This window comes from Paenibacillus chibensis (genome assembly GCF_004001045.1).
Classification (GTDB): domain Bacteria; phylum Bacillota; class Bacilli; order Paenibacillales; family Paenibacillaceae; genus Paenibacillus_AQ; species Paenibacillus_AQ chibensis.
This window is the reverse complement of record NZ_BIMK01000020.1, coordinates 1-21182: the sequence shown is the minus strand read 5'-3', so window position 1 is coordinate 21182 and position 21182 is coordinate 1. Positions and strand designations below refer to the sequence as shown.

Annotated in this window: 21 protein-coding genes; 15 read left to right on the top strand and 6 right to left on the bottom strand. The window is 55.9% G+C overall.

The features are described 5' to 3' along the window. Positions 1-15 precede the first annotated feature (15 nt). Positions 16-1818: a cache domain-containing sensor histidine kinase gene (locus PCH05_RS16480; RefSeq protein WP_127603837.1), complete on the bottom strand. Its 1803-nt coding sequence runs from the start codon at positions 1816-1818 to the stop codon at positions 16-18. Further along, positions 1815-3467 carry a helix-turn-helix domain-containing protein gene (locus PCH05_RS16475; RefSeq protein ID WP_127603835.1) on the bottom strand — a complete coding sequence of 551 codons (1653 nt, stop codon included), beginning with the start codon at positions 3465-3467 and terminating at the stop codon, positions 1815-1817. Before PCH05_RS16475 ends, PCH05_RS16480 begins: the two co-directional genes overlap by 4 nt. Before the next feature lie 337 nt (positions 3468-3804). Here PCH05_RS16475 and PCH05_RS16470 point away from each other — a divergent pair, with 337 nt between their 5' ends. From PCH05_RS16470 to PCH05_RS16420, 11 genes are all read left to right on the top strand, one after another. After that, positions 3805-5208 carry an ABC transporter substrate-binding protein gene (locus PCH05_RS16470; protein WP_246049660.1) on the top strand — a complete coding sequence of 468 codons (1404 nt, stop codon included), beginning with the start codon at positions 3805-3807 and terminating at the stop codon, positions 5206-5208. Positions 5209-5332: 124 nt separating this feature from the next. Then, positions 5333-6229, top strand: a complete 897-nt coding sequence (locus tag PCH05_RS16465; RefSeq protein ID WP_127603833.1) for a carbohydrate ABC transporter permease — start codon at positions 5333-5335, stop codon at positions 6227-6229. Positions 6230-6241: 12 nt separating this feature from the next. Further along, the gene (locus PCH05_RS16460; RefSeq protein ID WP_246049658.1) at positions 6242-7123 is read left to right on the top strand and encodes a carbohydrate ABC transporter permease; all 882 of its coding nucleotides are present in this window, start codon (positions 6242-6244) and stop codon (positions 7121-7123) included. A 78-nt stretch (positions 7124-7201) separates the two neighbouring features. After that, positions 7202-8125, top strand: a complete 924-nt coding sequence (locus PCH05_RS16455; RefSeq protein ID WP_127603831.1) for a dihydrodipicolinate synthase family protein — start codon at positions 7202-7204, stop codon at positions 8123-8125. 36 nt (positions 8126-8161) lie between these two features. After that, positions 8162-8842 (top strand): N-acetylmannosamine-6-phosphate 2-epimerase, encoded by a 681-nt coding sequence (locus PCH05_RS16450; protein ID WP_127603829.1) that lies wholly within the window; start codon positions 8162-8164, stop codon positions 8840-8842. A gap of 143 nt (positions 8843-8985) precedes the next feature. Then, entirely contained in the window at positions 8986-9855 is an 870-nt protein-coding gene (locus tag PCH05_RS16445; protein WP_164766677.1) for an ROK family protein, read from the top strand. Between the two features lie 163 nt (positions 9856-10018). Further along, positions 10019-10981 (top strand): acetylxylan esterase, encoded by a 963-nt coding sequence (locus PCH05_RS16440; RefSeq protein WP_127603948.1) that lies wholly within the window; start codon positions 10019-10021, stop codon positions 10979-10981. A gap of 42 nt (positions 10982-11023) precedes the next feature. Next, the gene (locus tag PCH05_RS16435; protein WP_127603825.1) at positions 11024-11401 is read left to right on the top strand and encodes a CidA/LrgA family protein; all 378 of its coding nucleotides are present in this window, start codon (positions 11024-11026) and stop codon (positions 11399-11401) included. Then, the gene (locus PCH05_RS16430) at positions 11385-12068 is read left to right on the top strand and encodes an LrgB family protein (protein WP_127603823.1); all 684 of its coding nucleotides are present in this window, start codon (positions 11385-11387) and stop codon (positions 12066-12068) included. The genes PCH05_RS16435 and PCH05_RS16430 overlap by 17 nt, the downstream gene beginning before the upstream one ends. A gap of 221 nt (positions 12069-12289) precedes the next feature. Next, entirely contained in the window at positions 12290-13612 is a 1323-nt protein-coding gene (locus PCH05_RS16425) for an MFS transporter (RefSeq protein ID WP_127603821.1), read from the top strand. Then, positions 13584-14489 carry a polysaccharide deacetylase family protein gene (locus PCH05_RS16420; RefSeq protein WP_127603819.1) on the top strand — a complete coding sequence of 302 codons (906 nt, stop codon included), beginning with the start codon at positions 13584-13586 and terminating at the stop codon, positions 14487-14489. The genes PCH05_RS16425 and PCH05_RS16420 overlap by 29 nt, the downstream gene beginning before the upstream one ends. Before the next feature lie 67 nt (positions 14490-14556). Here PCH05_RS16420 and PCH05_RS16415 read toward each other — a convergent pair whose 3' ends face one another. Then, positions 14557-15927 (bottom strand): sensor histidine kinase, encoded by a 1371-nt coding sequence (locus PCH05_RS16415; RefSeq protein ID WP_127603946.1) that lies wholly within the window; start codon positions 15925-15927, stop codon positions 14557-14559. After that, positions 15905-16639: a response regulator transcription factor gene (locus PCH05_RS16410; RefSeq protein WP_127603817.1), complete on the bottom strand. Its 735-nt coding sequence runs from the start codon at positions 16637-16639 to the stop codon at positions 15905-15907. The genes PCH05_RS16415 and PCH05_RS16410 overlap by 23 nt, the downstream gene beginning before the upstream one ends. A gap of 199 nt (positions 16640-16838) precedes the next feature. Between PCH05_RS16410 and PCH05_RS27325 the strand changes: the two genes are divergently transcribed. Together PCH05_RS27325 and PCH05_RS16405 are read left to right on the top strand one after the other, a co-directional pair. Continuing rightward, a complete protein-coding gene (locus tag PCH05_RS27325; protein WP_164766676.1) occupies positions 16839-17009 on the top strand; it encodes a hypothetical protein in 171 nt (56 codons plus the stop codon). Between the two features lie 99 nt (positions 17010-17108). Next, positions 17109-17846 (top strand): hypothetical protein, encoded by a 738-nt coding sequence (locus tag PCH05_RS16405; RefSeq protein WP_127603815.1) that lies wholly within the window; start codon positions 17109-17111, stop codon positions 17844-17846. 134 nt (positions 17847-17980) lie between these two features. On the opposite strand, the gene PCH05_RS16400 is transcribed toward PCH05_RS16405, so the two are convergent. Next, on the bottom strand, positions 17981-18271 hold the full coding sequence (locus PCH05_RS16400; protein ID WP_127603813.1) for a transporter: 291 nt from the start codon (positions 18269-18271) through the stop codon (positions 17981-17983). A 44-nt stretch (positions 18272-18315) separates the two neighbouring features. Then, the gene (locus PCH05_RS16395; protein ID WP_127603811.1) at positions 18316-18627 is read right to left on the bottom strand and encodes a hypothetical protein; all 312 of its coding nucleotides are present in this window, start codon (positions 18625-18627) and stop codon (positions 18316-18318) included. A 186-nt stretch (positions 18628-18813) separates the two neighbouring features. Here PCH05_RS16395 and PCH05_RS16390 point away from each other — a divergent pair, with 186 nt between their 5' ends. Continuing rightward, positions 18814-19914, top strand: coding sequence for a threonine aldolase family protein (locus PCH05_RS16390; RefSeq protein WP_127603809.1), 1101 nt, complete (start codon positions 18814-18816; stop codon positions 19912-19914). 183 nt (positions 19915-20097) lie between these two features. After that, positions 20098-20739 (top strand): peptide-methionine (S)-S-oxide reductase MsrA, encoded by a 642-nt coding sequence (msrA, locus tag PCH05_RS16385; protein WP_246049656.1) that lies wholly within the window; start codon positions 20098-20100, stop codon positions 20737-20739. The last annotated feature ends 443 nt before the right edge of the window (positions 20740-21182 follow it).

Below are 21182 nucleotides of genomic sequence, written 5' to 3'. Positions count from 1 at the left end.
ATGGAATCATAGCCGCTACGGGCTGGGCACCGCAGGGAGCCGGATCGTAACCGTTGTCCCGGCGCCGAGGGTGCTGTCGATCGCCATTCCGTACTGTGCGCCAAAATAGAGATGGATGCGCTCCTGCACATTGACGAGACCGATATGGTTGTCATCATCCGCGTCGGTAAGATCAGCTAAGCGCTGCCGAAGCGCCGCAAGCTCCTCCGGCGTCATGCCGGCGCCGTTGTCGCGCACGGTAATGAGCAGCTGGCTGCCTGTCAGCTCCGTGCACACTTCCAGGAGTCCGGGTCCGACCTGCTTCTCCAAGCCGTGAATGATAGCATTCTCGACGAGAGGCTGCAGAGAGAAATGCACCACCTGCAGCGCATTCGTCTGCGGCGCAAGCTGCTCGGCATACCGGATTTTCTCGCCGAAACGCATCTGCTGCACTTGAATGTACAGCCGGATATGCTGCAGCTCCTGCTCCAGGGACACGATGTCCTTGCTCATCCGGGTGTGGATGCGGAAGAGTTGTCCGAGCGTACCGATCATTTCGCCGATCTCGCGCTGGTCGTTCAGGATCGCCTTCATCTGCACCGATTCGAGCGCGTTGGCAAGAAAATGCGGATTGATCTGGCTTTTGAGCGCTCCGAGCCGCGCGACCTTTTGCTGCACCTTGGCCTTGGAGGAGCGTTCGATATAATCCTGCAGCTCCTGGGTCATTTTGCGGAGTCCTTGATACAGCACGCCGAATTCATCCTGCCGCTTGCTGCCGAAATCCACGTCGAAGTTGCCCATCCCGACTTTTTCGACCTGGCGCTTCAGGAAAATGATCGGCTTCGTGACGCGGGCCCGCATGATGAGCAGGAACAGAATCGCCATGCCGATCGAGCCGACGGCGAGGAAGAGAATAATCCGGCCGAGCATCGCGGAATCCTTGGTCATTTCCTTTTCATCCGTATATTGAATGACCTTCCAGCCCGAATAAGGCGAGGTAACGAAATTGAAGTATGAATCCTTCCCCTCGTAATTGCCGTAAAAACTGCCGGTCTGCTGTCCAAGCACCTGCCCGAGCTTCGGCTTCCCGATTTGCAGCGGTTTAGAAAAATCCGGGTTTTTGGATGCATAAATAATCGCCCCGCCCGGATCCGTAATGACGAAATTGCGCTTCGTGTTTTCGGAGAGACTGAGGATTTCGCGCAGGGAATCGAGGCGGATATCCACGAGCATGACGCCGAGCGGCTGCTTGCCGCCGGTTTTGTTGATTACGCGCGCGATGGAAATCACTTTTTCCTTCGTATCGACCTTATGGAAGGGCGTGTGCGTGCCGAAAATCACGATGCCGCCTTTTTTATCAAGGGTCTTGAGATACCAGTCCTCCTGCTCGAAATTTTCGTAATGCAGGTCGGAGCGGTTGAAATTGGCCGAGTAAAAGAGCTCATGACCGGTGTAAATCTGTACGCTGTCCACGTTCTTGATGGTCATCTCGAGCGTGGCGATGAAATGCTGGATCACGTATTGGGAGGCGAGCTTCTGGTCGTCGTCGGGATGGTCGATCCATTTTTCCAAGGCGTTTTGCAGCTGCCCGTCCATATGCGCGTAAAGCGTTCCTTTTTCGATGCTTTGCAGGTACTGGTCGATATTGAACGACAGATTGTTCAGAATGAGATCGGAGCTGCTCGTGTATTCCGATTTGACCGTTTGCAGGGAGGCGGAGTAGATGATGGCCGAAATGATCAGGAGCGGAATCGTGACCGTCAGGATCATCAGCACGAAAATTTGCGTATTCAAGTGTCTCATATAAAACAGCTTGCGCAGCCAGAGCGAGCTTTTCAATCCATCATCCCCATTTGCTTCCGGTAATCGGAGGGTGTCGTATCTGTCATTTTACGAAAAGTTTTCACGAAATGCTTGTAGCTCGCATAGCCGCACATCTGGGCCACGTCCGTCATCGGAACCTTGGACTGCACCAGGCAGCGTTTGGCGTAGGCGATGCGGATTTCCGTCACGAAGGCCATATAATTTTTATTCAGCTTGGTTTTGAACAGACGGCTGAGATAGGACGGGTTGTAGAAGAAGCGATCGGCCACCATCTGCAGGGTGATCTCCTGGTCGATATGCTGGAGAATATAAGCCTCGATCTGGTCGAAAACGGCGGTATCCGGCGCTCCGCCGTTTCTCGCCGCTTGCCCTGCATCGGTCCGCAGCTGCAGCATCCAGCCGGTAAGCCACTCGAATAAAGCCGGCATGGAATCGAAATCGTCCACGAACCGCAAATAGAGCAGCCGCTGGTGGTACGTTTCCTCGATATTGATGCCATGCTTGCCCGCATAGCGGATGCCGGTTGCGATCACTTCCTGGATAAAACCGAGGCCTTGCTCCATGGGAATCTGCCCGGCCTTGGCCTGCAGCTCCTGCCCAAGACGCCGCATGAGCTGTTTCAGCTGCTCCGTTTCGTCCTGCTCCAGACAGGAGAGAAGCTGCATTTTATCCTTATCCCCAAGCTGGACCAGCGCTGTCCTGAGCGGATCGGCCCCGGATGGACGAAGCTCGAACGCCCGGGCGCCGTCCGGGATGAATCGTGCGAAGAAAGCCTGATCGGCTTGATGCAGCAGGGAAGACAGCGTAGGAAGATCGGAGGTAACGGGACCCAGAGCGAAATACAAACGGACATCAGGCTCCACGGCCGCACTGCGAAGCAGGCGCTCGGCTTCCTGCTGAAGCGACGGCAACATGAGGTACGGAGCCTGCTCCTCGTCTGTGACTATAAACGCATACACTTTATGATGAGAGCCATAGCAAAACAGCTGCTGACGTTCCATGGAAGGTATCATGCGCTGTAGCAAATCCGTCAGCAGCTGCTCGGCGCTCTGCCGCCACCAGGCTCTGGATTGCGGGGAGGGCACCGAAGCGGGAACGTAGGAAAGGACGAAGGGCCGCAGCTGCATATCCGCGGCATTCATTCCGCATAAGTCGGCGAGCTGGCCGGTATCGGCCGAAGCGCCCCCATCCTCCAGGAGCTGCTTGAGGAAGTGGCTTCGCTTCAGCTGCATATTTTCCACCAGATTATGCTGTATGGCCGATGCCAGCCGCGCCTGCTCCCGCTTTTGCTCCAGCTGTTTGACGCAGTTCTGGATGGTTCTGAGGCTTTCTTCATATTGAAGCGGTTTCAGCAAATACGCCGATACATTCCCAAGGCGCAGGGCTTCCCGGGCATATTCGAAATCATTGTAGCCCGTCCAGATGACGAACAAGGTCTCTGGAAGCGTGTCCCGCAGGGAGCCGATCATTTCGAGTCCGTCCATCAAAGGCATCCGGATATCGGTAATGACCAGATCTGGTTTCTCCTTCAGCGCCGTGTGCACGCCTTCAGCGCCATTCTCCGCCTCCACGATTTCGTGGAAGCCAAGCTCCTTCCAGTCCAAATACTTTTGAAGCCCCATGCGGATTAACGGCTCATCCTCAACAATCATCAATTTGTACATCGCGTTTATCCTCCGGCCATTTGTTGTGATGGTATAGAACTAGGTACGTTAATCGATTACCGACAGGCGTTGCCAGCGAAGCGCCTTCGCGCAAAACCGCAAATTCAGCCAAGGATTCTAAAGAATCCTTGAGGTTACTTCCGATTGTAACGAAAGCGAATCGAAGATAAAAAACAAATATTGGAGATTGAAGCGCCAGGTGAAAGAGTTTGATATAAGGGTCAATTTTGAGGGATGAAAGTAAAAATAAGGGTATTCAACAACCACAGTCAATGCCCCTATAATTACACATGTAAGCGCTGTATCAAGAATTTCAGACCATTCAGGGGGGTAAGAAATGAACACAGTAAAAAAAGGGCTGATGACACTGCTGGGCATCACGCTGATCGGTACCCAGCTTGTTGCTTGCGGATCGACAAGCGATTCGTCCCAAACAACCGAGCCTGCATCCAGCGACAAGAAAGAAACAACAGCAACGGACACGGCCAAAAAGGACGAAGCCAAGCCCGTAGAAATCACATGGTGGAACTTCCCGAGCTTCCAGGCGCTGGACGGGGAAGTCGGAAAGTATGAGAAACAGATCATCGAGGCCTTCAACAAGAAATACCCTGAGATCAAGGTCAATCTGGAGATGATCACCTTCGAGGCCGGCCCGGAAAAGCTGAACGTCGCGATCGCTTCGAACACCGCGCCGGACGTCATCTATGACGCGCCGGGACGGATTCTGGACTGGGCGAAGAAGGATCTGCTCGCGCCGCTCGACGACATGGTCACGGACGAGGTCCGCAAGGATATTCCGGAAGCGCTTTGGAAGCAGTCGATGGTCGGCGATAAAACGTACATGTATCCAATCAATACCGCACCATTCATGATGGGCGTGAACAAAACCGTATTTGAAAAGATCGGCGCGCTGGATTTGCTGCCGCTGGACCGTCCGGACCGTACCTGGACCTTCGACGAGTACAAGAAAGCACTCCAGGCCGTCAAAGAAAAAGCGCCTGATATTATTCCTTCCGGATTTTTCGCGAAAAGCCAAGCCGGGGACCAAGGAACTCGCGCTTATATCGCCAACCTGGGCAACTCCCCATTCCTGAACGACGATTACTCCAAAATCGCGATTAATACGGATAAAGCCGGCGCGGCTTTGGACTGGATCCGTCAAGGCGTGAAGGATAAGCTGGTTGTTTCCGGCTCCGAATCCCTTACTGGCGGCGATGTCAATGACCTGTTCCTGCAAGGCAAGCTGGCCATTACGCTGAATTATTCGCCGGTGCTCCGGGCGCAAAACGCCACGCTGAAAAAAGCGGAATTCGAAGACGTGCTGGTGCCGTTCCCGACGATCGACGGCGCGAAGCCGAAGCTGGAGCCTTACCTGGGCGGTATGGCCATCTTCAACAACGGCAACGACGCCAAAATCGCCGCTGCCAAGAAGCTGATCGACTTTATCGCGAACGATCCCGAATGGGGCAAGAAAGACCTGATCCAGACCGGCGGCCTGTCCGCTCGCAGCTCCATTACAGGTCTGTATAACGATCCGGAGTACACCTATGCGGAGCAAGCACGCGAATTTTACACGAACCCGCCAACGATCGTAGACGGTTACGCCGAAGTGCGCACGTTCTGGTTCCCGGAACTGCAAAGAGTGCTGCTAGGCAAAGCCACGGGCAAGGAAGCGTTGGACTCGTTCGCGCAAAAGGCAGATGAAGCTATCGCCAAAGCCAAGGCGGATGCCGGCAAATAAACGATACTGACGCTCGTAAACGATGGAATAGCGCGCCGTATGGTGCGCTTTTCCTTTCCAATCCGGACTGTGCAGCATGATGGTGGATGGTCAACAAAGAGAAGGGAAAGTAGGGGAGAGAGCCATGGAAACAAGGGTACGAAAAATAAATCCCAATTTACTGCGTGACTGGTTCATGAGTTATCTGTTCTTGCTCCCGGCATTCGGATTCTTCCTCGTGTTTGTCGCGTATCCGATGCTGAGAGGGATTTACATCAGCTTTTTTAACTACAGCCTGCGTAAATTCGAATATGTGGGACTGCGCAATTACGTCGATCTGTTTCACAATGAAACGTTTATGAAATCGCTGTGGAATACGTCGCTGCTCGTGATCATTACCGTCCCGCTGGTGATTGTGTTCTCGATCTTCGTCGCGATGAGCATCTACCGCAAACGGGAGTTCGCCAGATCCTTCTTCCGGGGCGTCTTTTATCTGCCGGCCGTCTCCTCTGTGGTCAGCATTACGGTCGTCTGGGGCTGGATTTACCACCCGAATTACGGCGTGCTCAATTACTTGACGGGGCTCTTCGGGGCTGAACCGATCTCCTGGCTTGGGAATGAGAAAACGGCGCTCTTGTCCATTATTGCCGTCCTGATCACCACCTCTGTCGGGCAGCCGATTATCCTTTATGTCGCTTCGCTGGGCAACATTCCGTCCTCTTACATCGAAGCGGCCCAAATCGACCGGGCGACGTCCTGGCAAATATTCCGGAAAATCATTTGGCCGATGCTGATGCCGACCAATCTCTATATTATCGTCATCACGACGATCAACACGTTTCAGTGCTTTGCGATCATTCAGCTGCTCACCTCCGGAGGCCCTTATTACAGCACCTCCACCGTTATGTACGGCGTGTACGAGCAGGCGTTCAAGCTGGGCAACTTCGGCATGGCTTCCGCCATGGGCATTATATTGGCCGTGATCATCGGCATTATTTCCACCATCCAATTCAAAACTTTTGGCAGCGATGTGGAGTACTAGGAGGGGCATGCGATGAGTTCAACCATACAGGCCGGCATGAAGGCGGGAGTCAATCCATCCGATCTGGCCGGCAAAAAACCATGGAATATCGGCAACCTGATCGGCAATGTCATCCTGACCTTGTCGACGTTATTCTTCATCTTTCCGTTTTACTGGATTATTACGGGCGCATTCAAAAAGCAAACGACGGCCACCGCTATTCCGCCGGAATGGTTCCCGCTGCATCCGACGCTTCAGAACTGGTCCGACCTCTTTAAAAATGCGATATGGCGCTGGACGTTCAACAGCTTTTTCATATCGTTCTGCGAAATGGCGGCGGTATGCCTCGTGGCAGCGCTGGCAGGTTACGTGCTGGCCAAGAAGTCCTTTCCGGGACGCAAAATCATCTTTACCATGTTCGTCGCAGCCATGGCGCTGCCCAAGCAGGTCATCCTCGTGCCGCTGTTTACGATGCTGGCGGATTTCGGCTGGGTCAACACATACCGCGGCCTGATTTTACCGGCGATCGGCTGGCCGTTCGGCGTGTTCCTGATGAAGCAGTTCTCCCAGACGATCCCGACGGAAGTGATCGAGGCCTCCAAAATTGACGGCTGCTCGGAAGTGCGCATGTTCTCCACGATCATTCTGCCGCTGCTGACGCCGGCGCTGGGCGCGCTTGCGATATTCACCTTTATCGGGTCCTGGAACGACTATTTCAGCCAGCTCATCATGACGCGTTCCACCTCGATGATGACACTGCCGATGGGCATCGCGACGCTGCAGGGGGAATATACCACCAATTATGGCGTCATGATGGCGGGAGCGGCCTTGGCCTCGGTGCCGATGATCGCGATTTTCCTTACGTTCCAAAAAGCATTTACGCAAGGGATTACGATGGGGGCGGTAAAAGGTTAACGGTTTGGCCTAGGCTGCAAATGGAGTTATAGCTGCAAGGTGTCATTTTAATGGATGAGAGGGAAGGAAGAGATAACGATGGTTGATACCGAAAAATTCAAAGGCATTATGATTGCCTTGTATGCCGCCTACGATGACGAGGGGAACGTGGATCCCGCAAGAGTCCGGAAGCTGGCCCGCCACTACGCAAATAAAGGCGTCAAAGGGCTGTATGTCGGGGGCAGCAGCGGTGAAGGCATGCTGCAGACGGCGGCGGAGCGCAAGGTCGTGCTGGAGGCCGTCATGGAGGAGGTCGGCGGCGAGCTGACCGTTATCGCACATGTCGGCGCAGCCTCTACCCGCGAAAGCGTCGAGCTCGCCAAGCACGCGGAAGCCGCCGGCGCGGATGCCATATCCGCCGTTCCGGCCATCTATTACCGCCTGTCGCCCGCAAGCGTGGAGCGGCACTGGCAGGAGATGATCGACAACACGACGCTGCCGTTTATTATCTATCACATTCCGCAAACAACGGGTTTTCACCTCTCGGCTGATCTGCTGGCCAGAATGGCGGCTCAGGACAAGGTCATCGGCGTGAAAATTTCCTCGGAAAGCACGTATGAGCTGCAGCAGTTCAAAGCGATCGGCGGCCCGGATTTTCTCGTATTGAACGGCCCTGACGAGCAGTACCTCGCAGGCCGCAGCATCGGCGCGGACGGCGGCATCGGCGGAACGTACGGCGTCATGCCGGAGCTGTTCCTGAAGCTGGAAAGCTGCTATCGGGAAGGCCGCATGGAAGAGGCGAAGGCGTGGCAGTTCAAGATTAACGAAATCATCCAAAATCTGCTTAGCTTCCCGTCCCTGTACGGTGCCTGCAAAGCGGTGCTGAAGCTCCAGGGCGTGGAATGCGGCGAGCCGCGGTTGCCGCTGCTGCCGGTGCCCCAGGCCGACCTGGGCCGGATCGTGCTTCTGCAGAAGCAGATTCATGAATACACGGAAGAGGCATTATCGTCCGTCAAAGCCTGATGCTTGGCAAGAGTTTGAGATAGGGGGAGCAGCCATATGAAATGCATATTCAAAAACCGCGGCTTGATCGTATCCTGCCAGGCACTGGAGGATGAACCGCTGCATGGCGGGGATACGATGGTCAAAATGGCTTTGGCCGCGCAGCAGTCGGGAGCCATCGGCATCCGTGCGAACGGGGCCCGCGACATCTGGGGCATCAAGCAGGCAGTAGAACTGCCGGTCATCGGCATCATCAAGCGCATCATGCCGGATTCGGATATTTTCATTACACCTACGCTGACCGAGGTCAGACAGATTATTCAGGCAGGGGCGGATATTGTGGCGCTCGACATTACGGACCGTGAAAACCGCCTGGAAACGGTGAAAGAGCTGATCGATGAAGCGCATGCGGCCGGGGCGGCCGTCATGGCCGACGTGTCGACCTTCGAGGAAGGCATGGCCGCCGAAAAGCTTGGCGTGGATTATGTGGGAACCACGCTGTCGGGGTATACCTCATACAGCACTCAAGTCGCCGGACCGGACATCCGCCTGCTGTCGCAGCTTGCCAAATCGCTGACGACGGCCGTGCTCATCGCCGAAGGGAAAATTTCCACGCCGGCGGAAGCGGCGCTGGCCTTGGCCGTGGGGGCGGAATACGTCGTCGTCGGCAGTGCGATTACCCGTCCTCAGCTGATCACCGAGCAGTACGTGCAGGCGATGTCGGTCGTGCTGGGATAGGGCGGGACGACATGGGAATGACGGGACTTGTCTATTCACCGGACGCCACTTTTGCCATCGGGATGGACCTCGGTGGCACCAAAATCAATGCGGGCTTGATCGATGAGCAGGGGCATGTGCTGAGCACATGATCCCTGCCTACATTGGCGGGCCAGGGGAGCGTTCCGGACCGGATCATAGAGACGATCGGTAAGCTGTTTCAACAAGGCACCGGGCCGGATGTGCCGAGCATCCGCGGCATCGGCTTGGCCAGCGCGGGCCAGATCAATTGGGAGAAAGGCTCGGTTCATTTCTCGACCGATCTGATCCCGGGCTATACGGGTACGCCGCTTAGGCAGATACTCGAGGAGCGGTTTCGTATGCCCGTGTTTGTGGACAATGATGTGAACGTGCTGACGCTGACCGAGAAGAGGCTGGGCGCCGCGAAGGGACTGCGGAATTTTGTTTGTCTCGCCCTCGGAACGGGCGTCGGCGGAGGTATCATGGCAGACGGCCGGATCGTTCGCGGAAGCTGGGGCGGGGCAGGTGAAATCGGCCATATGTCGGTGGATTTTGACGGTCTTCCCTGCATCTGCGGCGGCGTGGGCTGCCTGGAGCAGTATGCTTCCGGTACCGGCATTGGAGTGCGTATGCGGCGGGAGCTGGAATCCCTGGGCCGGAATGCGGAAGGCGTCGATGCACGACAGGCGATCGCCTTATGGCAGGCAGGCGACGAAGCGGCCGCCAGGGTCATGGATGAGACCTTCCAGGCGCTGGGCTCGGGCCTCGCGTCCATCGTCCATATGTTTAATCCCGAAATGATTGTCCTCGGCGGCGGCGTGGCCGAAAGCGGAGAGATTTTTCTGGAACGGGTCAGGGAGGAAACGCTGAAGCGGGCGATGCGGTCTTTTACGGAGAATTTGCGGATCGTTCCGGCGTACCGGGGCAATCATAGCGGCATGATCGGCGCGGGGCTGCAGCTGTGGGAATACCCGCCGCGGGAACCGGTTTTCACCGGAGAAGGGATGAACTGAAGATTTTCGTCATTATAGAGTGGATTTTGGAAGAAAAATTCTTCTTGGTTGGGACATTGGCGTGATATAATAGGCGAGTCGATAAAAAGAGGATATAAACGGACTGATATTGTATTGTCAGAATCAACGCAAGTTTGATAAATCAGAAGAAAAGGTGATGACGATGCCACTAATCGATATGCCCCTATCCGAGCTGAAAACGTATCAAGGAATCAATCCCAAACCCGATGATTTTGATGCCTACTGGGAAAAAGCGCTTGAAGAAATGCGCGCCGTAGATCCGCAGGTTGAGCTGATTCCGGCCGAATTCCAGCTTCCGTTCGCGGAATGCTTCCATTTGTATTTCACCGGTGTAAGCGGTGCCAGAGTGCATGCGAAGTATATCAGACCGAAGGGGGCAACGGAGCCGCATCCGGCCGTCCTGCAATTCCACGGCTATCGCGGAAACAGCGGGGACTGGATGGATAAGATGGTGTATCCTGCGCTTGGCTTCTCCATCGCTTCCCTGGATGTGCGCGGACAGGGCGGCTTGTCTGAAGATACCGGCGGTGTAAGCGGCAATACGCATCACGGCCATATTATCCGCGGCCTGGAGAACGAAGATCCGCATCGCCTGCTGTTCCGGGATATATTCCTGGATACGGCGCAGCTGGCTTCCATCGTGATGAGCTTCCCGGAAGTGGACGCGGACCGCGTCGGCGCTACGGGCTGGTCGCAGGGCGGTGCGCTGACGATCGCCTGCGCAGCCCTGGAACCAAGGATCAAGAAGGCGGCTCCGGTCTACCCGTTCCTGAGCGATTACCGCAGAACCTGGGAAATGGACCTCTTCAAGCATGCTTACGAAGAGCTTAGCACGTATTTCCGCTATTTCGATCCGCAGCATCAGCGCGAGGATGAAATATTCACGAAGCTCGGGTACATCGATATTCAGAACCTGGCTCCGCGCATCCAAGCCGACATGCTTATCGGGGTTGGCCTGATGGACGTTGTCTGCCCGCCGTCCACGCAATTTGCGGCGATCAACAAAATCACGTCGCCGGTGCAGCTGGAAATTTTCCCGGACTTCGGGCATGAGGGGCTGCCGGGGCTGAACGATAAAATCATTCAGTTCTTAAAGGATTTGTAATCTTCAACGAGACATCAAGCCGTTTACAAGGAGGGAATCAAGATGATGGGATTCGCCATACTCGTCCTTTTTCAGCTGGTCGGTTGGCTCATTCAGCATCTGACGGGCTTGCCGCTCCCCGCCAATGTGATCGGCCTGATGCTGTTTATCCTGGCTTTGTTTTTGAAGTGGGTGCCGCTCCAGCAGGTAGAGGGAGCGGCGTCTTTTCTGCTCAAATACATGAGCCTGTTTTTTGTGCCGGTCATCGTGGGAAGCCTCGCGTTCTTCCCGTATCTGCGCGAGCACTGGGCCGTGTTCGCAAGCAGCGGGGTCGTCAGCCTGCTTTTGCCGCTGCTTGTGACCGGATGGCTGGTGCAAAGTCGATTGCAGGCCCGCAGAAACCGGCCGCGGGAGGAGGATGCTCATGTCCATCGCGGCTGATCCTTTATTCGGCATCGCCGTGACCGTGATTGTGTACGCGGCGTTTTTGTGGCTGCAGTCGCGCCGTACCTGGGTGCAGCCGCTGCTCATGACAAGCGCGGTGATCATGATCATGCTCGTGGTGCTCCGGATTCCGGTCGAGGACTACCAGAAGGGCGGCAGCTGGCTCAGCTTTCTGCTCGGACCGGCAACGATTGCGCTCGGCGTGCCCATCTACAAGAATGCCGAGCAAATCCGCCGCAGCTGGAAGCCGATCCTAAGCGGCATCACGGTCGGGGCATTATGCGGCATGCTCAGTGCCGGACTGATCGTGCTGTGCATGGGAGGGGCGGCTGGCATGGCGTGGACGATTATGCCTAAATCGGCGACGACGCCGATCTCCATGGAAGTATCACGCCTGTACGGCGGCTATCCGGAGCTGACGGCGGTGCTCACCGTCCTGACCGGCCTTGCGGGCAGCCTCATCGGCGCGCCGCTGCTGCGGCTGTGCGGCGTCCGGGACGAGACAGCCATCGGCGTTGCCATCGGGACGACCTCGCACGGCATCGGCACGGCGCGCGTGCTGAGGGACTCGGAATGGATGGGTGCCGTCAGCGGCTTCAGCATGGGGCTGACCGGCATTTTCGTGTCGGTGCTGGCGTTTCCGCTGCACCTGCTCGGGTTTTGAAGGATGCATTTCTTAAAAAGGAGGACGATCGTTATGATCCGTCCTCTTTCTTTTTGCTGCCGGATTACGTCCGCTTCGTGCATCTGTTTCATAGACAAGGCTTGTCCTTAGGGTGTCAGCAGCTCATTAAATTGATAGATATAAGTTTTCGTATGGAGGTAAAATAACCCATGCGTTGAATAGTATAGAACAAAAGAGATTCACGCATGGGAGGAATGCGCATGCAGCGCAAATGGATCAATTCGCCGTACACCTTCGCACTCGGCATGTTTGCCATGATGGTTCCAAGCCAGGCCTTCAGCACGTTCTACAGCTTCTTTTATGTGGAGAAATTGGGACTCGGCATCGGGCTCGCAACGCTGGCCCGGACGATTTTCCTCATATGGGATGCCGTGAACAACCCGCTGTTCGGCCACTGGTCCGACCGCACCAATACCCGCCTTGGCCGGCGGAGGCCCTGGATATTCGGGGCTATGCCGCTGTTCATGCTGACTTTCATCATGGTGTTCTCCCCTCCCGGCGGTTTATCGCAGCACGGACTGTTTGCCTGGTTTCTGACGGCGCTGATTTTGTTTGAAGCGGTATCCACCGTCCTGTGGGTCAATTACGGAGCGCTGTTTCCGGAGCTGTACCATGGGGACCGCCTTCGCGCCAAAGCATCGGCGATCCAGCAGAGCTATCAGGTTGTGGCACTGCTGATCGGCTCGGCGCTGACGCCGATTATTTTCAATGCGCTCAATTTCTCGACGATGTCCATCATTTATGCCTTCGTCTTTTGCATCAGCATGCTCGTGTGCATGCTATACGTTCAGGAACGCAGGGAGTACAGCGTGGGCGAGCCGTTGAAGCTTGGCGCCGCGTTCAAGGAAACGATGAAGAACAAGAAGTTTTGGCTGTTCAATATTTCGAATTCCTTCGCGCAGACCGTGAACGGGCTCGTCAGCTCCATCATCCCCTTCTATGCGAAATACGTGCTGAAAATCGAAGGACCCCAGGTCACGATTCTGATGGCGGCCGTATTCGTTTCGGTCATTCCGCTCGTCTTTGTCTGGTACTGGATCTGCCGCCGGATGGACGGGGTGAAGGTATGGCGGCTGTCGCTGGCAGTCTACGCCGTCTCCGTGCTGCCGCTCTGGTTCGGCTTTAATCTGGTGAGCGGGGTCGCCGCGGGAATCGCCGTCGGCTTCGGGTTGGCCGGCTTCCTCGTTACGCCGGCCATGGTGAGCGGGCGCATTATTGATGAGGATGCCGAGAAAACAGGCCTGCGCAGGGAGGGCATCTATACGGCTGTGGCCGGGTTCATCACCCGTTCCAGCGGCCTGATTTCCGCGCTCGCCTTCCTGATTGTCGGCCTGATCTTCGGCTACGAAAGCGGCGACAAGCCGGGACCGAATCCGGAAATGACGTTCCGGGTGCTGATCAGTATCGTGCCGTTCTGCCTGCTTCTGGTCTCGATCATCATTTCGCTGCTTACCAGATTTGAATTCACGACGAATCGGAAAGGAGACTTGGCGCATGGGGAAGAAACTCATCCTCAACTGTGACGATTTCGGGCAGAGCCCGGCCTTGAACCGGGCGATCATGGCCCTGCTTGAGGAGAAGAAGGTATCCTCGGCCACCATCATGGCGGTTGCGCCCGGCTTTGAAGAGGCTGCGGCCTGGACGGCCCGCCGGAACCAGCCGAACGTAGGGCTGCATCTGACGATGACGAGCGAATTTGACGCGCTGCGCTGGCGCAGCCTGACGGGGGATCCTTCGCTGCATGACGAGAGCGGCTACCAATACCGCACGGTGAAGGAATTTGAACAGGGGGCGGATGCGAAAGCGGCCATGAAGGAGATCGACGCCCAGTATGAACGGGCAAGGAAGGCCGGCATCGCCATCAGCCATGTCGATAACCACATGGGGAGCCTGTACGGCATGGAAACCGGACGCAGCCTGCTGCCGCAGACGCTCTGGAAAGTGTCGCGCTGGAAGCTGCCGATGCGCTTCTTCCGGCATATCTATAAGGAGGATCCGCTGCTCGGTTCGCTGAGCGGGATTGAGCGCCCGGTCGCCCGCGTGGTTGCGCTGGCCGATGCGCTCGGCGTGCCGATTCCCGATTATCTGCTGTCCCACCCCTTCGGTATCGAGGAGGGAGAGACCTACGACAGCTTCAAGCAGTCGATGATCGCCAAGCTCTATCATTTGCCGGATGGCGTGTGCGAAACATACATCCATCCCGGTGTCGAGGATGCCTGGATGCTTGCGAACATCCCGAATTACGCCAAGCGCGTATGGGAATTCAAGCTCCCTTTCGACGAGGATTTCGGGTACGCGCTCCGCGATGCCGGCGTGGAATTGACCGATTACCGCTATGTGCAGGAGCATCTGAAACGTCCGCGCCTGCGCTCGGCGCTGCATCTCGTGAGGCAGCTGTAGTCGGCGAATCGATATCAAAAAAGAGACCTCTGCAGGTCTCTTTTTTGATTCAGGGTTCCGTCTCGGGTCAGCACGGAGCCGCCGGAAAACCCAGCGAAATCACCGCGCCGCCCCCGCGTCCGTTGCCGGCCGCGATCTGGCCCCCGCAGCGCTCGACGATGGCGCGGGAGATCGCAAGCCCGAGGCCTGATTCGCCGTCCTTTCCTTTCACGAAGCGGTGGAACAGGTACGGCAGGAGATCATCCGGTATGCCCGGACCGTCATCGCTCACCCGGATCATGACTTGATCCTTGCGGATATCGGCCTGGATGTAAATATGATGCTTGGCGTAACGTACGGCGTTGGATACGACGTTCAGCAGCGCCTGCAGCAGCTTGTCGCGGTCTGCGCGCAGCGTTACCGGCTCGGCATCCTCGTACATCGTATGCAGTGTAATTCCTTTTTTGACGAGCAGGGGATTCATGCGCTCCACGGTTTCGGTGAGCAGCTCCTGCAGGCATACCTCTTCGCTTTTGAACACATCTTCTTCACTGTCGAGCTTGGCCAGCAAGGTCATCTCGGTGACGAGCTTTGTGAGCCGGGCGCTTTCGTTCATGATCACGTCGAGCCCCTTGCTCACGCTTTCGCCCTCGAACACGCCGTCGCGAATGCCCTCCGCATAGCCAGAGATCGACATCAGCGGCGTTTTGAGCTCATGGGAGGCGTTTTGGAAAAACTGCTTTTGCACATGGTTGAAGCGGTTGAGCTCCCCGGCCATGTCGTACACCGATTTGGCGACCGTCCCGATTTCCCCTCCCGCCTTGATGAAGCGCACGTCGGAGAAGCGGCGTTCCTTGACTTTGGTTAGTTCGTCGCGCAGGCGAATGAGCGGCCGGATCAGCTTTTTCGTTATAAACAGGCTGAAGAGAAACATGACGAGACCCGCCGCGCCGAAAATAATCAGCACCCGCTTCAGCAGCGCCTGCTCAATGCTCTGAATTTTGCTCATGGGGGTGTACAGCGTCAGCGTTCCCAGCGGCGTCGGATGATCCACTGTGATATAGTTCTTGGCCGAACCGCTCTGAATGGCCTGGATGCTGGCCGCGGTCGTCACGGGCTGAGAGTCTGCTTCAAGCTTCACGGGCTGGGACATGTCAATAGAGGTTGCGGGCGACACCTGGAGGACGCTGCCCGTGTTATCGGTCAGGATCGCGCTGACGCCGGCGGTGGAAGGCGCAACCGGCATGGCCTGCGTATACGACGGAACCGGAGTATGCTTGACCGTCACGTCCAGCGTCTTCATCGTGGCGGTCATCTCCGCGCTCATGGCTTTCAGATCGTCCTTCTGCGCGCCGATCAGATGATCGAGCAGCACATAGTGAACCACGATGCCCGTAACGCTGAGCACCAGCACGAGCGCGATGCCGAAGGCCAAATTAATCTGATGAACGAGCTTCATCGCTTCTGTCACCTCCATCGTTTCTCAGGCGGTAGCCATGTCCCCATACGGCTTCGACCGGCAGGCGGTCGATTTTTTTGCGCATCCGCTTGATCAGGTGGTCGACCGCGCGGTCGCTGCCGAAATAATCGTCCCCCCAGACGAAGGTCAGCAGCTCGTCCCGCGTGAACGCGCGATTCGGATGCTCGGCGAACACCTGCAGCATCGCAAACTCCTTGCTGGTCAGATCGACTTCCTCGCCCTGCCAATAAACGCGCCGCTCCTCGGGCATCAGCACCAGTCCGCCCGCTTCGATCCGCACGGGGGCAGGGCTGCTGCCCTGCGACTCGGGCCCGTTCAGCTTGTACCAGCGCTGAAGCTGCCTCTTGATGCGGGCGACCAGCTCGCGCGGGCTGAACGGCTTGACCAGATAGTCGTCGCTTCCGAGCTCCAGACCTAAAATTTTATCAACCTCGTTATCCCGGGCGGAGATCATGATGATCGGCACCTCCGCTTCGCTGCGGATCCGCCGGCAAAATTCATACCCGTCCATGCCGGGCAGCATAATGTCCAGCACCCACATGTCGGGCGGGCTCGTTTTCCACAGCTCCCAGGCTTCTTCGGCGCTGCCAAGGCCGATGGTACGGTACTGCTCTTTTTGCAAAAAGGCTTCCACCAAATGGCGTATATTGAGATCGTCATCGACGATGGCAATGACGTAGTTTTGATTCATGTTTGGTTCCTCCAGGCCGGATTTCTTTCATTAAGTATAGCAGGCCGTAAGGAACGGAAGGAGGAATGCCATCGTTTTTCCACAAATCCACCAATGGCCTGCCATCACCCCCGGATATACTGGGACTTGCAAGCCCGGATGAAGCTCTGCAAGAGGATGAGAACGGCAGATAAGGGCAAGGAAGAAGGAGCTGAAGGAAATGGCCAATCCAAGCGAGGAGACCAGGCATAGCACGGCAAAACGGTGGACCGCGCTTACAAGGATATGCCGGATCGCGGGGCTGATGCTGCTGTGCTGGTGCGCCTTTTTCGCCTGCTCGGAGGCTGCGCTGCTGGCGTATGACGTGATCGTCCGAAGCGTGATTCGCTGATCGTTTACGTGCGTTCACCGTTCTATTCTTCACCCGATTCGTTGCCTCGGCTGATTCGCGCATTGGGGTTTGCAAGACCAAATCGAAGGAGTGTTACCCATGAAGGTGCAGCAAATACTGAAAAGAACGGCATTGTCCGCGGTGATGTTGTCCGCAGTGGCGGCTCCGGCCATTACGAACGCGGATAGCAGCCAGAAGGCGGAGGCCGTCCCGGCCGTGAAAACGGAAGCGGCCATGGCCGTAGCGACGGCTGTGAGCGCCGATGCGAAGCAAATCCAGATCGACAAAATCCTCGATCCGGTCGAGCTCGCCAGGCAATACGCACCGGAGACGGTGTCCGATTGGCAGGAAACCATGAAGCATTTCAGTAAGAGCATTACGCTAAAAGCAACCAAGGATGAGACGACTCCGATGGCGAGCGTCGAAATTCAGGATGGCGATGTCAAGGGCGAAACCAAGCTCATCCCGGCCGTCAAGGCTGTCACCGCCGTGAAGCTCGACACCGCCAAAGCGAAAGATTTCGCGAAAACAGAGATAGCCGAACCCGCAGCAGAAAATTTCGCGAAAGCCGTGAGGCTTGACATGATTTCCGTCCCGGCAGCGGTTGCCGTTCCGGCAGCGACATGGGTTCCGGGTGACGGTAATGCGAAAACTGTCGCCGTTTCCCTCGTGACGGCATCCAGCCTGCCGGAAGGAGAGCATGACGCATTCGGCAATGCGTGGACGGCGCTGTCCAAAGCGGAAGAGTCCAAAGACGCAGCCGCCATCAAGGAAGCCTTGGCCGAGCTGCTGAAGCAGTACAAGCAGATGATCGCGGACGAAGCAGCGGATAAGTAAGCTGTTTGCCAGGCAGCAGAGAATAAGAAATTACACATAGATCAAGGAGATCGCAAATCAGCCCCCCGAAACCGCCTGAATCGCGGAACGGGGGGCTTTTGCGTGCAATGGAGAGCAGCACGGTCGTGCAAGCTTCAGAAGCAGGTAAACGAGCGGATTTGTCTTAAATCCACACCGGAATACATCCAGAAGAAGCCGTTCCAGCGAAATCCCGCGACGGATGTCCGGCCGACAAAGACCGGATAAAACCAGAAGCCGGAACCATTGTTAAGCCAAACGTAAGTATTGCGGAACAGGCAGCCGGAAATCGCTCCGGGATCGATGGCAAACGTCGATGCGACAGGCATCTGGGGCGTGTATTGAGGCGGCGGTGAGGTTGGTGCCTGCTGTTGTCCTTGCGGACCAAATGGGGGCATAAAAGCCATTTTCATAGCACTCCTTATTCATGACATGTCCGAAGCCGCTTGAATTACATGAGCAGGGTGATGACGAGCAGTTCATACAGCACTAAGGGCAGGATGGCATTATAGACCGGCGGGCGGCCGAGGTAGCGCTGACCGTTCGCATTTTCCATGGGCATCTGGATGTACAAAATGCCTTTATTGCAGCCGACGATCATTCCTTCGAACACATCACCGTCCATGGTTTCGACGCGGACATGCCGGTTCGCATGCTGCTTGCAAATCTGGCTGAAGCGGTCGCGCACCGATTGGAGCGTGGGCCCCATATGAGACTCGGCTTGGTACAGATGCTGCTGATGGTTCGCTTGCTGCAGACTCATATTCAAAACCTCCGTTTAGGGTTTGGATGGAATATCGTATGCGGATGCCTATAAGGTGGTGTCTTGCGGAATGATGAAGGGAGAACTGGCCAGCAGGAGGGAAATGGGGATAAATGTGATTTTTCAAGGCGAGCCGGATTTAGTATGCTAGAGAGGATAGAGTTTACCGAAGGGGGACAAGCAGTCATGAGCGGCAAAACATTGATCGAGTCCTATGAGAAGGCGGCTTACCCGGTGGGTGGCAACGGTCCGCGGGATATACAGGTATTGAAGGAAGCTTTTGATGAAGTTTCGGGCAGTCTCGAGAGCGATATGTACGGTAGCGGCAAGGTGATCGAGGAATTTCAGGATAAAATGGCAGCGTACCTTGGCAAGGCATCGGCTGTATTTTTCCCGAGCGGCACGATGGCGCAGCAAATTGCGCTGAGAATCTGGTGCGATGAGAAGGGCATCAAGCGCGTGGCCTATCATCCGCTCTGCCATCTGGAAATCCACGAGCAGGACGGCATGAAGGAGCTGCATCACATCGAGCCGGTTCTGCTGGCGGACAAGGACCGGCTGATCACCCTTGCGGATGTGCAGCAGCTGGGCGAGGACATCTCCTGCCTGTTGCTGGAGCTGCCGCAGCGCGAGATCGGCGGCCAGCTGCCGGCTTTTGAGGAGCTGGAGGCCATTTCCGCCTACTGCCGGGAACAAGGGATCAAGCTCCATCTGGACGGGGCCAGACTGTTCGAGATCACCCCGTATTATCAAAAGACCGCTGCGGAGATCTGCGCGCTGTTCGACAGCGTGTACGTGTCCTTTTACAAGGGCATTGGCGGCATTGCGGGCGCGATTTTGGCCGGGGATCCCGGCTTCACGGAGCAGTCGAAGATCTGGAAAAGACGCCATGGAGGCGATCTGATCAGCCTGTATCCGTACATTGTCAGCTCGGAATATTATTTTGACCTGCGGATCGGCAAAATGGCGCAGTATTACGAGGAAGCGAAGGAGCTTGCTGCGCTTTACAATGCCTGCGAAGGCGTTTCGACCGTGCCTGAGGTGCCCGTGTCGAACATGTTCCATGTTCATTTCCGGCTGCCCGAAGAGCGGATCGCACCGATACTTAGTGGCGTTATAGGAGCGACGGGAGTAGGATTAACGGCTTGGCTGCGCCATACCGGGGAAAGCTCCTGTTCTTTTGAAATCAGCATCGGCGACCGCTACGCGGGCGTGCCGAAGGATAAGCTCCATGACGCGTTCCGGCTGTTGGACGAAGAGATGAAGAAAGCGGCCGTGAACCTCTAAAACCCAAATTTGCATGGCGGAGGGAAGCTTCGCAAGCATGCATGACGACGTCCACTCGAAAGAGTGGGCGTTTTTGACATGACGGGGCAGATTCCTGCCGCCCTGCTGCACGCGCTGGCAAATCCCGCCGGGCTCGTGTATATTGATATCTAATCAAAAAGCGTGCCGGACGGGAGCGGGAACATGAAAGAAATGACACAAGGGATGGAGAAGGCTGTGCTTGCCATGGGATGTTTTTGGAGTCCGGAGGCGCTGTTCGGTTCCATGCCGGGGATCATCCGTACGAGAACAGGCTATACGGGCGGTACGTTGGCTGATCCGACTTACCGTCATATGGGCGATCATTCGGAAGCCATAGAGCTGGAATATGATCCGGACGAGCTGCCTTACGAGGAGATTGTGCGCGTATTCTGGGAGAATCACAATCCGGCAAATATTAATGATTATAAAGGGCGGCAGTATCAATCCATGCTGCTGTACCGCACGCCGGAGCAAAAGGATGATATAGAACAAGTACTCAAAGCGCGGCGTGCCGCGGGCAAACCGGAGCCGGCGACAGAGGTGAAGCCGTTCACCGTGTTTTATCCCGCCGAAGAGAGGCACCAGAAATACTATCTTAAACGCCATCCGGATGCGTTGAAAAAGCTGGCTGCGCTGTATCTGTCCATCGCGGAAATGGACCGGACAACGCTGGCGGCAAGGCTGAACGGACTCGCAAAAGGGTATACCAACCGGTCGCGGATCCTGGAGGAAATCAGCGACTGGCCGCTGCCTGTTATGGAGCAGGAGCGCATCGCCGCGCGGATCAAGGAGATTCGCTGGTAGAGCCCCCATAGAAGATGCAGACCGCATGGGTACTGTTCCCGGCGGTCCTTTTTTGGTTTAGGCATGGGTTCGAGGCCAAGCGGGATGTAAAGCCTAAGGGGCAGGTGATTCGGCAAAATCGTTGATTTTTATTATTAAAATTGCAACTAACGATCTATAGCCTACCAAATAACATTTAATTACAATTAATATAAGTTTATGGTTATTGAAAGCGCTGAAGCATACTACGAGATTCGATAGATTTGAGAGATTCAAGAGATTCGATAGATTTAAGAGATACGATGTATTTGTAAATTTTAATTGAGCCTGATAGATCCGGATAGAACCTGATAGAATGGATTGTTTTGACGGTTCGCTGAGCCGAGGAGAATGACTGTCCGGCTAACCTGAAAACGCTTACACTCTTGTTTATATCCCTTTTTTAAGATTATAGAATTTATAAA

Excerpts from the sequence above, each read along its gene's own strand:
- PCH05_RS16460 (WP_246049658.1), top strand. The coding sequence starts at position 6,242 with ATGAGTTCAACCATACAGGCCGGCATGAAGGCGGGAGTCAATCCATCC.
- PCH05_RS16395 (WP_127603811.1), bottom strand. The coding sequence starts at position 18,627 with ATGAGTCTGCAGCAAGCGAACCATCAGCAGCATCTGTACCAAGCCGAG.
- PCH05_RS16415 (WP_127603946.1), bottom strand. The coding sequence starts at position 15,927 with ATGAAGCTCGTTCATCAGATTAATTTGGCCTTCGGCATCGCGCTCGTG.
- PCH05_RS16470 (WP_246049660.1), top strand. The coding sequence starts at position 3,805 with ATGAACACAGTAAAAAAAGGGCTGATGACACTGCTGGGCATCACGCTG.
- msrA (WP_246049656.1), top strand. The coding sequence starts at position 20,098 with ATGAAAGAAATGACACAAGGGATGGAGAAGGCTGTGCTTGCCATGGGA.
- PCH05_RS16475 (WP_127603835.1), bottom strand. The coding sequence starts at position 3,467 with ATGTACAAATTGATGATTGTTGAGGATGAGCCGTTAATCCGCATGGGG.
- PCH05_RS16465 (WP_127603833.1), top strand. The coding sequence starts at position 5,333 with ATGGAAACAAGGGTACGAAAAATAAATCCCAATTTACTGCGTGACTGG.
- PCH05_RS16420 (WP_127603819.1), top strand. The coding sequence starts at position 13,584 with ATGGGGAAGAAACTCATCCTCAACTGTGACGATTTCGGGCAGAGCCCG.
- PCH05_RS16450 (WP_127603829.1), top strand. The coding sequence starts at position 8,162 with ATGAAATGCATATTCAAAAACCGCGGCTTGATCGTATCCTGCCAGGCA.
- PCH05_RS16435 (WP_127603825.1), top strand. The coding sequence starts at position 11,024 with ATGATGGGATTCGCCATACTCGTCCTTTTTCAGCTGGTCGGTTGGCTC.
- PCH05_RS27325 (WP_164766676.1), top strand. The coding sequence starts at position 16,839 with ATGGCCAATCCAAGCGAGGAGACCAGGCATAGCACGGCAAAACGGTGG.
- PCH05_RS16405 (WP_127603815.1), top strand. The coding sequence starts at position 17,109 with ATGAAGGTGCAGCAAATACTGAAAAGAACGGCATTGTCCGCGGTGATG.
- PCH05_RS16440 (WP_127603948.1), top strand. The coding sequence starts at position 10,019 with ATGCCACTAATCGATATGCCCCTATCCGAGCTGAAAACGTATCAAGGA.
- PCH05_RS16455 (WP_127603831.1), top strand. The coding sequence starts at position 7,202 with ATGGTTGATACCGAAAAATTCAAAGGCATTATGATTGCCTTGTATGCC.
- PCH05_RS16410 (WP_127603817.1), bottom strand. The coding sequence starts at position 16,639 with ATGAATCAAAACTACGTCATTGCCATCGTCGATGACGATCTCAATATA.
- PCH05_RS16425 (WP_127603821.1), top strand. The coding sequence starts at position 12,290 with ATGCAGCGCAAATGGATCAATTCGCCGTACACCTTCGCACTCGGCATG.
- PCH05_RS16400 (WP_127603813.1), bottom strand. The coding sequence starts at position 18,271 with ATGGCTTTTATGCCCCCATTTGGTCCGCAAGGACAACAGCAGGCACCA.
- PCH05_RS16430 (WP_127603823.1), top strand. The coding sequence starts at position 11,385 with ATGTCCATCGCGGCTGATCCTTTATTCGGCATCGCCGTGACCGTGATT.
- PCH05_RS16390 (WP_127603809.1), top strand. The coding sequence starts at position 18,814 with ATGAGCGGCAAAACATTGATCGAGTCCTATGAGAAGGCGGCTTACCCG.